Raw genomic sequence first — 12,393 nt, forward strand, 5'->3', positions numbered from 1 at the left:
CACCCAGCACATCACCCGAACGAGGAGAACCGTGAGCGGCAAGGGCGCACCCGAACTGACCGTGAAGAACTGTGGCGACCTGCGGGTGGCCGTCATCGCGGCGCAGTGGCACCAGCAAGTGATGGACGGCCTCGTGGACGGCGCGCTGCGCGCCCTCACCGAGCTCGGTATCGACGAGCCGACGCTGCTGCGGGTGCCCGGCACCTTCGAGCTGCCGGTCGTCGCCAAGGTCCTGGCCGGCCGCGGCTATGACGCGGTGGTCGCCCTCGGCGTGGTCATCAGGGGCGGCACGCCGCACTTCGACTACGTCTGCCAGGGCGTCACCCAGGGCCTGACCCAGGTCTCGGTGGACACCGGTGTACCGGTCGGCTTCGGCGTGCTGACCTGCGACACCGAGCAGCAGGCCCTGGACCGCGCGGGCCTGGAGGGCTCCACCGAGGACAAGGGCCACGAGGCGGTCACCGCCGCGGTCGCCACCGCCGCGACGCTGCGCACCGTGTCCGAGCCCTGGCGCTAGGAGCGGGGGCCGACCGCGTAGGGTGGTCACCATCATGTCCAAGAAGACGTTCGAGGAGCTTTTCTCCGAGCTCCAGCAGAAGGCCGCCACCGGCGACCCCACCACCTCCCGCACCGCCGAGCTGGTGCAGGCAGGTGTCCATACGATCGGCAAGAAGGTCGTCGAGGAGGCCGCCGAGGTCTGGATGGCCGCCGAGTACGAGTCCGACGAGGCCGCCGCCGAGGAGATCTCCCAGCTCCTCTACCACCTCCAGGTCATGATGGTCGCCAAGGGCATTTCCCTGGACGACGTCTACGCCCACCTCTGATCCACCCCCAGGCACACCCAACACCGCTTAGCTGCAAAGGAACTCGCTCTCATGCTGCGCATCGCTGTCCCCAACAAGGGTTCACTGTCCGAGCCTGCGTCGGCGATGCTCCATGAGGCCGGCTACCGCCAGCGCAAGGACCGCAGGGAACTGGTCCTGGTCGACGCGGAGAACGAGGTCGAGTTCTTCTTCCTGCGCCCGCGCGACATCGCGGTCTACGTGGGCTCCGGCAAGCTCGACATCGGCATCACCGGCCGTGACCTGCTGCTGGACTCCGGCTCGCCGGCCGAGGAGATCCTCCAGCTCGGCTTCGCCGGCTCGACCTTCCGCTACGCCACCCGTCCGGGCACGGCCAAGGAGGTCACCGACTTCGGCGGCATGACGATCGCCACCTCCTTCTCCGGCCTGGTCCGCCAGCACCTCGCCGACAACGGCGTGGACGCCTCCGTCGTCCACCTCGACGGCGCCGTGGAGACCGCCATCCAGCTCGGCGTCGCCGAGATCATCGCGGATGTCGTGGAGACCGGCACCACCCTGCGCAACGCCGGCCTGGAGATCATCGGCGAGCCGATCCTGAAGTCCGAGGCCGTCGTCATCCGCGGCACCGGCGCACCGGACGACGACCCGAAGGTGCGCCAGTTCCTGCGCCGTATGCAGGGCGTCCTGGTGGCCCGCCGGTACGTGATGATGGATTACGACATCCGGGTCGAGCACGTCGAGAAGGCCGTCGGCCTCACCCCGGGCCTGGAGTCGCCGACCGTCTCCCCGCTGCACCACGAGGGCTGGGTCGCGGTCCGCTCGATGGTCCCGTCCAAGGACGCCCAGCGCATCATGGACGAGCTCTACGACCTCGGCGCCCGCGCGATCCTGACCACCGGCATCCACGCCTGCCGGCTCTGATCCGCGGCCCCAGGCCACCCACCCGTACGCACCGCACCACCCACGACGGAAGACCGACGACGTGTCCGCGCCCCTGCCCAGCCTGCCGGTGACCTTCCGGCCGACCCGCACCCGGGTCGTCCTGTACTCCGTGGGCCTCGCCCAGCTCGCCGCCCTCACGGCGATCGCGCTGGCGCTGCCGAAGCTGAGCGGCGGCGAGCGGCTGAGCTTCGTCCTTACCGGACTGCTGGTGCTGGCCGTCCTCCTGCTGCTCGGCCGCCCGAAGGTGGTCGCGCGGCAGGAGGGCATCACGGTGGTCAACCTCACCACCAAGCGCGAACTGGCCTGGGCGCAGGTCCTGCGGGTCAACCTCCGGGCCGGCGACCCCTGGGTCCATCTCGACCTCGCCGACGGCACCAGCCTGCCCGCCATGGGCATCCAGCCCGGCATCGCCAGGGACCAGGCCATCCGGGACGCCCGTGCGCTGCGCGACCTCACCGAGAAGCATGGTGCTGTCGACCACACGGCCGGGTGAGCCTGCCCTAATCCGGGCCCCGCTGTTTACTCTGTTCTCCGGGGCGCGCCCTGCGCCCTGCCCCTCAGTGGGACCACTGCGACCCGAGGAGTGACTCCCTCCGGCAATGGACGGATCGTCCTGTAGTACCTGCGCCGCCCCTCCCCAACCCCCGCATACCACGGAGGCGGCGGCATGACCGGCCCCCTGCTGCTGCTCGCCGCGGCACTCGTCCTGATCCTGGCCAACGGTTTCTTCGTCGCCGCCGAGTTCGGACTCGTCACCGTCGAGAAGGCGGACGCCGAGCGCGCCGCGGCCGACGGCGACCGCCGCGCCCACACCGTCGTCTCCGCCCTCAGGGAACTCTCCTTCCAGCTGTCCGGCACCCAACTGGGCATCACGATCACCTCATTGGTGGTCGGTATGCTCGCCGAGCCCGCGCTGGCCGCGCTGCTGTCCGGCCCGCTGCTGGCCATCGGCCTGCCCGAGGGCGTGGTCCCCGGCACGGCGGTGGTGATCGGCATGCTGCTGGCCTCCGCCGTCCAGATGGTCATCGGCGAGCTGGTCCCCAAGAACTGGGCGGTCTCCAAGCCGCTGCCCGTCGCCCGCGTCGTGGCCGGCCCGCAGCGGGCCTTCTCCCGCTTCTTCCGCCCGGTGATCACCCTGCTGAACACCGTCGCCAACCGCCTGGTGCGGGTGCTGGGCGTGGAGCCGACCGATGAGCTGGCCTCCGCCCGCACCCCCGGCGAACTGGTCTCGCTCGCCCGGCACTCCGCCCGCGCCGGCGCGATCGAGCAGGACACCGCCGACCTGTTCGTGCGCACCCTGTCGCTGGGCGATCTGACGGCGGAGAACGTCATGACGCCGCGCGTGAGGGTGAGCGCGCTGCAGGCGTCCGCGACCGCCGAGGACGTGGTGAACCTGACCCGCGCCACCGGCCTCTCCCGTTTCCCCGTCTACCGCACCCGCCTCGACGAGATCGTCGGGATGGTGCACCTCAAGGACGCCCTGGCGGTCCCGGAGCATGAGCGGCTGCGCATCCCGGCGGCACGGATCGCGGTACCGCCGCTGCTGGTGCCCGAGACGCTGCCGGTGCAGCCGCTGCTGGAGCGGCTGCGCAGCGAACAGCCGATCGCGGTGGTCGTCGACGAGTACGGCGGCACGGCCGGTGTGGTCACCCTGGAGGACATCATCGAGGAGCTGGTCGGCGAGGTCCGCGACGAGCACGACGGGGTGGACCTGCCCGAGCTCGGCCAGGCCCCGCCCGAGGAGGGCCGCCCCGCCTGGGACGCCGACGGCGGCTGCCGGGTGGACACCCTGCGGCGGATCGGCCTGGACGCCCCCGAAGGACCGTACGAGACGGTGGCAGGACTGGTGGCACACATACTCGGCCGGATCCCGGCCCCCGGCGACATCGCGGAACTCGACGGCTGGCGGCTGCGGGTGCGGCTGGTGTCGCACCACCGCGCCGAGCGGATAAGGATCGTCCGGACCGCGACCGTCACGGTGCCCGCCGCCCCCGAGGCGCACCGTGAGCCCGTCGTGGTCGGCGCGGAGGTGGCCCGGTGACGCTGGTCCAGCTCCTCTTCGCGGTGCTGCTCGTGCTCGCCAACGGCTTCTTCGTCGGCGCCGAGTTCGCCCTGGTCTCCGTACGCCGCAGCCAGATCGAACCGCTGGCGACCGAGGGCTCCACCCGGGCCCGGCAGGTGCTGCACGGCCTGGAGAACCTCCCGCAGATGATGGCCGCCGCGCAGTTCGGCATCACCGTCTGCTCACTGACGCTCGGTGCGGTCGCCGAACCGACCGTCGCCCACCTCCTGGAACCGCTCTTCGAGGCGGTCCACCTGCCCGCCGCCCTGGTCCACCCGCTCGGCTATGTCATCGCCCTGGCGCTGGTGGTCTTCCTCCATCTCGTCATCGGCGAGATGGTCCCCAAGAACCTGGCGATGGCGGCGCCGGAGAAGACCGCCCTGTGGTTCAGCCCCGGTCTGGTCGCCTTCGCGCGGCTGTGCCGCCCGGTCACCGCGCTGCTCGGGGCCTGCGCCCGCGGAGTGCTGCGGCTCTTCCGGGTGGAGCCGAAGGACGAGGTCGAGGCGGTCTTCACCAGCGAGCAGCTGACCCACCTCGTCGAGGACGCCGGGCAGGCGGGCCTGCTGGAGCCGGCCGAACAGGAACAGCTCTCCGACGTCCTGGAACTGGGCAGCCGCCCCGTCACGGACGTCCTCCTCGACCGGGCGGGACTGGTCACCGTCGAACCGACCGTGACGCCCCGCCAGGTGGAGGAGCTGACCGTACGGACCGGCTACTCCCGGTTCCCGGTGTGCGCCCCCGGCGGCGCGTACATGGGCTATCTCCACGTCAAGGACGTCCTTGACCTGGAGGAACGGGACCGTGCGGTGCCCCAGCGCATCTGGCACCCGATGACCACGCTCCGCGCCGAGCTGCCCCTGGACGACGCGCTGACGGCGATGCGCCGGGCCGCCTCCCATCTGGCGGCGGTCGCCGACGCGACCGGCCGGGTGCTCGGCCTGGTCGCCCTGGAGGACGTCCTGGAGATGCTCGTCGGCGAGGTCCGCGACCCGGCCCACCGCCGGGCTCCGGCGGCCCGCAGCCGCAGGGCCGCGGAAGACCGGGTCGGCGAGCCCCGCGAGGAGGCCCCGCTGCCGGCGGAGGACCGGGCGCTCGCGGGCTGAGGCGAGGGCGGGCCGAGGTGCCGCGCCGACGGCCGGCCCGGTTCGCCGCCCTCAGAACTCCGGCCGCCCCTGCTGATCCGGGCCGCGGCCGGAGAAGACCTCGCCGTAGGCCTGCATCAGATCGGGCAGCCGGAGGGTGGCGAGGTCGTCGCGGGTGGGGGTGCCGCGCCAGGTGGAGAGCCGCAGATCGCGGTAGGCGCAGCTCTTCTCGTAGAGGGTGCGCAGAAAGCGGCCGTTGCCCAGCTCGTCGATCCAGCCCTGCTCGACGACATGGCCGCTGATGCTGCACAGCTCGTCGCGGGCTTCCTCGTCCCAGCGGTCGCCGTTCTCCGCGGCCAGCACCTCACCGATGGCGGTCAGCTCCAGCGGCCGGTAGCTGGGGAAGTCGACGCGGCTGGTGAAGCGGGACGACAGCCCCGGGTTGGCGGCCAGCAGCCGGTCCATGCCCTCCGGGTAGCCCGCCAGGATGACGACGAGCCGGTCGCGGTTGTCCTCGGCGCGCTTGAGCAGCACCTGCAGCGCCTCGTCGCCGTAGGCGTCGCCCTTGCTGTAGCCGGAGTTGGACAGGCTGTACGCCTCGTCGACGAACAGCACCCCGCCCAGTGCCGAATCGATCAGCTCATTGGCCTTGACGGCGGTCTGGCCGAGGAACTCGCCGACCAGGTCGGACCGCTGGGCCTCCACGAGGTGGTCGCCGCCGAGGAGCCCCAGGGCGTAGAACACCCGCCCCAATATGCGGGCCACGGTGGTCTTGCCGGTCCCGGAGGGCCCGGAGAAGACGAAGTGCCGTTTCGGCGGCTGCACCGGCAGCCCCTGGCCCGCCCGCAGTCGCGCCATCCGCAGCTGGGCCGACAGCGCCCGCACCTGCCGCTTGACCGGCTCCATGCCGACCATCCGCTCCAGCTCCGCCAGCGCCTTCTCCAGCAGCACCGGATCAGCGGGCCCGGCGGGCAGCCGCTCGGCGCCGCGCGGCACCGGTGCCGTCGCCTTGACCCGGGCCGCCGCGTCGCCCGCGGCGGGCGCGCCGCCCACCTCGCCGTCCGGCCCGTCCGCCTCGCCGGTCACCAGCAGCTCACGGCCGTCGGCCGGATCGAGCGGGGCCGGCGGATCCGGATCGCCGCCGGCCTCCTGGCCGAGGCCGGCGGCGGAGACCGTCGCGAGATCGGAGCCCTCGTCCAGGCCGTCCCCCTCCGCGATGGCGGCGAGCCGCGCCGCGGTGTCCATGAACGCCGGGTCGACGCGGTGCACGGCACGGTAGAGGGGGAGTGCCGCGGCGCTGCGGCCGGTGCCCTCGTGGGCGCGGGCGAGCCAGTAGCGCAGCTCCTTGCGCTGCGGCTGCTCGCTGCGGCAGCGCATCAGCGCGGCGGCCAGCAGCGGCTCGGCCTGCCCGTACATCTCCAGCCGCACCCGCGCCATGCCGCCGAACAGCCCCGCCTCGATGCCCAGCACCGGATCGCTGAGCAGCGGCTCGGTGTGCCGTACGAGCTGGTCCCAGTCCTTGACGAGATAGGCGCGGCAGGCGTGCAGAAAGCGCACCTGGGGGTCGGTGTCGACCGGCGGGCAGCCGGCCAGTGCCTGGTCCAGCTCGGCGACATGGCGGCCGTCGAGCCAGTGGGAGGCGTGTGCGAGCAGCAGATCGCGGCCCGTCTCCAGCACCGGCTGGACCCACCAGCCCAGCCAGTACCAGGAGTTGAGGGTGCGTCGGTGGCGGGCGCGCATCTCACCGAAGCGGTCGCGGTGCCGGTGCATCCGCAGCAGTGCGATGGAGGTGTCGGCGCGCAGTGCGTGCAGGCCGAGCCAGGCGTCGGCCATCGTCGGATCGAGTCGTACGGCGGCCCGGAACTCCTCCTCCGCCTGCGGATAGGCGCCCACGGTGTAGGCGTCGACCGCGCGCAGCCAGGCGAGCTCGGCCGGGGCGGGCGAACCCTGAGTGCCGAAATCCATCCCGTCCCCCCACAAAACGTCCCCCGTGTACCGCCGGGCGAGTGCCCGGCCGCGGCTCCCTAACCGGCATACGGCGGACGGGAGTTGACCGTCTCCGCGCACACCTCGGTCCCTGGCCTGCGGTGGCACGGACTCGCATGGTACCTGCGGGATCGGCGCGGGCCGTAGAGGGCGGTACGGGGCAAGAGCGGGCGACCGGGCACGACGCGACGGCGTGAAGAGTGCGGTGACCCAGGGTGAGGGAGAGAGGGTGCCCGGCGGCGCCACGGGCTGGTTTTGCACAGAACGAAGCCCCCGATCACGGGGGAACAACCGGGGGCTTCGCATCTGTGGGCGGTCCGTTGAACCGCACATTGAGAACGTAAGTCCTGTACGCCCCCCAGGTCAAGCCGAGTTGAGGCACTCGGCGGGACCCTGTCGGCGTCGTCGGGCGCGTCGGCCGTGGTCCGCTACGGAGCGTGAAATGCGGGGCCGCTCAGGGTGTTCCGGAAGGTCCCACGATCACCTCGTAGCCCATCTGCCCCTGGTGCACCAGGAAATCGGCGTAGGGGCGCGAAGGATCCGCTGCGAAGTGCGCGCGCTCCGCCGGAATCCAGCCACTCCAGAACGCGGAGAGCCCTGGCCCGTCCCGGAGTTGACCCCTTTCCCAGGAGTGTTCGCTCGCCAGTTCCATCCACAGCAGGCACGCCAGATACGGCCGCAGCGCCCGCCGGCCCGCGCCCACGCCTTCGACCAGCACCAGCGGCGCGGGCGCGAGCGCACGCTCCTCGGTGAAGGCCCCGCGCACCCAGTCGTAGACGCCGTAGCGCGCCGTCTCCCCCCGGGACAGCGGCGCGAGGATCTGGGCACCGAACCGCTCACTCCAGGCGAACAACTCCTCATGGGTGGCGAGGTCGTCGGTGTGCACCACCGGCGCCCCGCCCAGCTCCTCGGCCAGCCGCCCGGCGAAGGTGCTCTTGCCCGATCCCGCGTGCCCGTCCACCGCGATCAGCCGCACCGGGCCGCAGGAGGGCGGCGCGGTGCGCAGCCGGGCGGCGAGCGAAGCCAGGTCAGGGTCCATTGCGCCAGCGTACGCGCGGGGCTCCGGCCCCCTCATGCCAGTGGTCCACACCAATATTCCTCCGGCGACGCGCGTCGTAGCGCCTTCCGAAGCGGGCCCGCAACGGGAATAGTTGAGCCACTGCCGACCCGCCCGTGCCCACCCGCGGCCCCGGCCCGACCTTCGCACCCGCTCGTACGCATCCGACTGGGGGACCTCCACCATGACCAGCTCCGCGCCCCGGCGCACCGTCCTGGCCGCCGCGCTAGCCGCCGCGGCGGGTGTCGCCACCCCCTCGGCCCAGGCCGTCGACGCCTCCCGCAGACCCGCCGCGGGTACCGCCGCTCCCACCGCCACCACCCCGGACGCCCCCGCGCGCCGATCGAAGAGCCTCGTGGACTATCACGCCTGGACCACCACAGCCGACTGGACCAAGGGCCACGCCAAGGGCACCGTCCTCGCGCCCGGGGCCCGGCCGGGCATCCGCCTGGCGCGCCCGGCCGGCACCTCCGACTACAAAGACCCGCACACCGGCAGGACCACCCGCTGGGAATACGCCACCTGGACCTCCCCGGTCCACCGTCTGGGGACCCCGGCCACCGAGGTCGTCGCCTCCTGGAACGCCCACACCCCGCCCGGCACGTGGATCGCCGTCGCCCTGCGCGGCACCTACACCGACGGCGGCCGCACCCCCTGGTACGTCATGGGCCGCTGGACCTCCGGCGACGGCGCCACCGACATCCGGCGCACCTCCGTCGACGACCAGAAGGACGGCAAGAGCAGCGTCTCGACCGACACCTTCGCCATCGACAACCCGGCGAGCGGCCTCCGCCTGGCCTCCTACGAGCTCCGCGTCACCCTCTACCGCAAGCCCGGCGGCACCCTCACCCCCACCGTCTGGCGGCTGGGTGCCATGGGCTCGGACCTCCCCGACCGCTTCGAGGTGCCGGCGTCCGCGCCCGGACGGGTCGGCCGCGAGCTGGTCGTCCCGCGCTACTCGCAGGAGATCCACAAGGGCCAGTACCCGGAGTACGACAACGGGGGCGAGGCCTGGTGCAGCCCCACCTCCTCCCAGATGATCGTCGAATACTGGGGCCGCAAGCCCACCCAGCAGCAGCTGTCCTGGGTCAACCCCGACTACGCCGACCCCCAGGTCTGCCACGCCGCCCGCCACACCTTCGACTACCAGTACGAAGGCTGCGGCAACTGGCCCTTCAACGCCGCCTACGCCGCCACCTACCGCGACCTGCAAGGCGTAGTGACCCGCCTCTCCTCCCTCACGGACGTCGAACGCCTCATCCACGCTGGCATCCCGGTCATCACCTCCCAGTCCTTCCTGAAGACCGAACTCGACGGCGCGGGCTACGGCACCGCCGGCCATCTGATGACCGTCGTCGGCTTCACCGAGGCTGGCGACATCATCGCCAACGACCCGGCCGCACCGGACAACGCCGCGGTCCGGCGCGTTTACAAGCGCCGGCAGTTCGAGAACATCTGGCTGCGGACGAAGCGGAAGAACGCCGAGGGCAAGGTCGTCGGGGGTAGTGGCGGGGTCTGTTATCTGTATTTCCCGGCGCGGCCCAGTGCGGTCCAGCGGCGGGCGCTGGCGGAGGTCGGGGTGCGCTGAGCGGAGGGTGAGCGAGGCCGGGCTCCGGGCCCCGGGATGGTGCCGGGGCCCGGTAGGTAGGTTCTTGCCCGCGCCGGGTACGCCGTCGACCGGGTGGTGTCGGCTCAGAGCAGTGCGTGTGGGTACTGCTCGGCGCGGTTCTGGAAGGCCAGGACTGCGGGGTTCTGGATGGTGCCGCCGCGGATTTCGATGGCCCGGTGGATGGTGGTGTCGCCGTCCCAGCCGGCGGGTCCTTCGAGGACCGGCCGCAGGAACGGGATCAGGGCCTCGCTGTTCTCCCAGGTGGCCGCGTCCCACAGGTAGGAGGGGCTGTGGTCCACGCCGTAGTGGTGGACGTGGTTGCCGACGGTGAACATGGGGTCGTTGAAGGTGGTCGGCCGGGCCCAGGCGAAGCCCATGCCCTCGTCGCAGGAGACGTCGATCACGAGGGTGCCGGGCGCGAGCTTCGGCAGGTCCTCCTTTATCAGGAACATCAGCGGCGCCGCGGTGTCCTGGAGCACGCAGTTGACGATGATGTCGTGCCGGGCGAGGAACTCGGCCAGTGGCTCCGGGCCGTCCTCGGTGAGCGCGATACTGCGTCGTGGGTCGAGGGTGCCGTTGGCCACGTCGTGGTCGAAGTGCACGATCCGCGCCGAGTGGATCGGTGAGCTGACGGCGGTGACGCCGCGGGCAGTCAGCACATCCACTTCGTGAACGCCCAGCGCGCTGAGCGCGGTGACCGCGCCGCGGGCGGTGGCGCCGAAGCCGATCACCACCGCACGCCGTCGGCGCCCGTAGTCACCGGTCGCACCGGTCAGCTGCATGGCGTGCAGCACCGATGAGTAGCCGGCCAGCTCGTTGTTCTTGTGGAAGACGTGCAGGTTGAACGAACCCTCCCGGGTCCAGTGGTTCATCGCCTCGAAGGCGATCACGGTGAGCCTGCGGTCGATGGCGGCCTGCGTGACCTTCGCGTCCTGCACGCAGTGCGGCCACCCCCACAGCACCTGCCCGTCCCGCAGCTCCGCCAGATCCTCGTGCAGCGGTTTGGCCAGCAGGATGACGTCACACTCCGCGATCAGCTCCTGACGTGAGCGGAAACCGGCGACCAACGGTGCGAGCTGACTGTCCGGGACGCCGAATTGCTCTCCGTAACCGGTCTGCAGATAGATGCTGTGCTGGAGATCGGCGTCGATGCGTGCGAAGTGCGCTGGGTGGATCGGCAGACGGTGCTCGTTCTCTTTGCGGGTCTGCGACATGATTCCGAGCTTGAGCTGCTGCAAAGTACCCCTTTGATTACGCCCTGTTTAGCACACCCCCGGAATGCGGGGGCCGGGCCGGCAGCGCTCTTCAGGGCCGGGCGCCCCAGTAGGCGCGCCCCACCCCGGCGTCTTCGGGTTGGTGCCGGTCGTGCCGCGCGACGGCCGGTCGACGGCTTCGTCCACGCGGGCCGCCATCGGAATCTGGACGTCGGCCGCGCATTTCAAGTCCCGGCGCGCAGCGAGCCGCGCGCCGGGAGAACGTCGTTCTGGCGGCATGCTCCGGAGGGGTGTGATGCCTCCGGCTGTCCCTGGCCCTGCCGGCTATCCCGCCGACCGGCCGAAGAACTCCAGCTCGGCGATGGCCACTTGCTTTTCCTCCGTGGCGCCGTACGCGGTGTGCAGCACCAGCCGTACGGTCATCGCGTTCCGTACCGCCACATCGATGCTCTGTGCCCCGCCGTCATTGATCCGGGGGTGCGAGACGTGCTTCTTGCCCGCGGAGTCGGTCACGATCAGGTCGAACTCGCGCGGCCGGGCCGGGTCGGCGGCCTGCGGGGTGCGGGCGGAAACCCCAGGGGTGATCACAACGTTGAGCAGGTCGGTGGGCTGGCTGAATCCGGCCTCCAGGTACTGGCCGTCCGAGTTGCCCGAGTAGCCCGTCCCCCACCAGGTGTTGGAGTAGGTGTCGAACGCGAGCTTCGCGTCCTGGCCGGGGCCGGAGTGTGACGCCTTCCAGAGCGCGGCGGGTACGGGGACCCGCTTGGCGAAGTGGTCCTGCACGGCCTGCGCGGCCGGCGGCCCTCCGATGATGCCCCCGGCCACGACGGCCACGATCACCGCTGCCACCACCGCCCGGGTGATCCACCGGCCGCGGTCGCGCTTCAGCCGCGGCCGCTGACCGGCGTACGGGCCTTCGGCGGTGTCGGGCGCGGTGTCGGTGAGGGGGTTGGCGCAGCTCCGGCAGAAGTGCCGGCCTGCCGCGTTGAGCGCTCCGCAGCTCCGGCAGGGTGCGCCGTGCTCGGGCTCGGGGGCCGGGTGCGGGGTGCGGACCCGGGGCCGGGCCGCCTCGGGACGGCCCGGCAGCACCCCGCCGGGCGCCTCGGGAGGCGGGGTGGGGGAGGCGCCCGGTACGGGGACCAGGAGGGCGCGGATGCCGGTTTCGGAGACGCCGCTTTCACCAGCCGGGCGGGGGGCGGTCGGGCCGTCCTGGCCGTGCTGGCCGTGCTGGCCGCCCTGGCTGTCCGGGCCGGACGGGGACTGTCCCACGTTCCTGCCGTCCCCGTCGTTGGCGGCGGCTGACGGGAGCGGGGTGGTCGGGGCGGCGCCCGCGTCCTGCTGCGGAGCGGCGGTCGGACGGGTGCCGTCGCCGGTGGCGGGAGCAGGAGCAGGAGTAGGAGTAGGAGCGGCAGGAGGGGGAGTGGTGTCGGACTGGGCGGGGTGGGCCGCGGGGCTCGGGGCGGGGGCGGACGCCGGGGGAGTGGGAGGGGCCGCGGCCGTGCGGTCCGGATCCGTCGTGGATGGCTTCGGCGCCGGGCGGTCCCAGCGCAGGAAGGCCCCGCAGGAGTCGCAGAAGGACTGGTCCGTCTGGGGGGCGGGTGAGCCGCAGTCGGGGCAGGTGGTGTGGTCGCTGGGCAT

The 12,393-nt window shown here is 72.1% G+C and carries 11 protein-coding genes; 7 read left to right on the plus strand and 4 right to left on the minus strand.

The window, feature by feature from the left end; translation table 11 throughout:
• The first annotated feature begins 31 nt into the window (after positions 1-31).
• The 6 genes from ribH to STRNI_RS34105 all read left to right on the plus strand — a co-directional run bounded on the left by ribH (position 32) and on the right by STRNI_RS34105 (position 4,910).
• A complete protein-coding gene (gene ribH / locus STRNI_RS34080; RefSeq protein WP_018087562.1) occupies positions 32-517 on the plus strand; it encodes a 6,7-dimethyl-8-ribityllumazine synthase in 486 nt (161 codons plus the stop codon).
• Between the two features lie 34 nt (positions 518-551).
• Positions 552-824, plus strand: a complete 273-nt coding sequence (locus STRNI_RS34085) for a phosphoribosyl-ATP diphosphatase (protein WP_026169269.1) — start codon at positions 552-554, stop codon at positions 822-824.
• Positions 825-875: 51 nt separating this feature from the next.
• Positions 876-1,724, plus strand: a complete 849-nt coding sequence (gene hisG, locus STRNI_RS34090) for an ATP phosphoribosyltransferase (protein ID WP_018087560.1) — start codon at positions 876-878, stop codon at positions 1,722-1,724.
• Positions 1,725-1,785: 61 nt separating this feature from the next.
• The gene (locus STRNI_RS34095) at positions 1,786-2,238 is read left to right on the plus strand and encodes a PH domain-containing protein (protein ID WP_018087559.1); all 453 of its coding nucleotides are present in this window, start codon (positions 1,786-1,788) and stop codon (positions 2,236-2,238) included.
• A gap of 174 nt (positions 2,239-2,412) precedes the next feature.
• A complete protein-coding gene (locus tag STRNI_RS34100; protein WP_277412585.1) occupies positions 2,413-3,786 on the plus strand; it encodes a hemolysin family protein in 1,374 nt (457 codons plus the stop codon).
• Positions 3,783-4,910: a hemolysin family protein gene (locus tag STRNI_RS34105; RefSeq protein WP_159489699.1), complete on the plus strand. Its 1,128-nt coding sequence runs from the start codon at positions 3,783-3,785 to the stop codon at positions 4,908-4,910. The genes STRNI_RS34100 and STRNI_RS34105 overlap by 4 nt, the downstream gene beginning before the upstream one ends.
• Before the next feature lie 51 nt (positions 4,911-4,961).
• Here STRNI_RS34105 and STRNI_RS34110 read toward each other — a convergent pair whose 3' ends face one another.
• Positions 4,962-6,854, minus strand: coding sequence for an AAA family ATPase (locus tag STRNI_RS34110; protein WP_018087556.1), 1,893 nt, complete (start codon positions 6,852-6,854; stop codon positions 4,962-4,964).
• A 475-nt stretch (positions 6,855-7,329) separates the two neighbouring features.
• Entirely contained in the window at positions 7,330-7,914 is a 585-nt protein-coding gene (locus tag STRNI_RS34115; protein ID WP_109888433.1) for a uridine kinase family protein, read from the minus strand.
• Between the two features lie 202 nt (positions 7,915-8,116).
• Between STRNI_RS34115 and STRNI_RS34120 the strand changes: the two genes are divergently transcribed.
• Positions 8,117-9,520 carry a peptidase C39 family protein gene (locus tag STRNI_RS34120; protein WP_277412586.1) on the plus strand — a complete coding sequence of 468 codons (1,404 nt, stop codon included), beginning with the start codon at positions 8,117-8,119 and terminating at the stop codon, positions 9,518-9,520.
• Positions 9,521-9,624: 104 nt separating this feature from the next.
• On the opposite strand, the gene STRNI_RS34125 is transcribed toward STRNI_RS34120, so the two are convergent.
• Both STRNI_RS34125 and STRNI_RS34130 read right to left on the minus strand, forming a co-directional pair.
• Positions 9,625-10,779 (minus strand): N(5)-(carboxyethyl)ornithine synthase, encoded by a 1,155-nt coding sequence (locus tag STRNI_RS34125; protein ID WP_277412587.1) that lies wholly within the window; start codon positions 10,777-10,779, stop codon positions 9,625-9,627.
• A gap of 300 nt (positions 10,780-11,079) precedes the next feature.
• Positions 11,080-12,393 carry an NADase-type glycan-binding domain-containing protein gene (locus tag STRNI_RS34130; protein WP_277412588.1) on the minus strand — a complete coding sequence of 438 codons (1,314 nt, stop codon included), beginning with the start codon at positions 12,391-12,393 and terminating at the stop codon, positions 11,080-11,082.

It is taken from the genome of Streptomyces nigrescens (genome assembly GCF_027626975.1).
Lineage (GTDB): Bacteria > Actinomycetota > Actinomycetes > Streptomycetales > Streptomycetaceae > Streptomyces > Streptomyces nigrescens.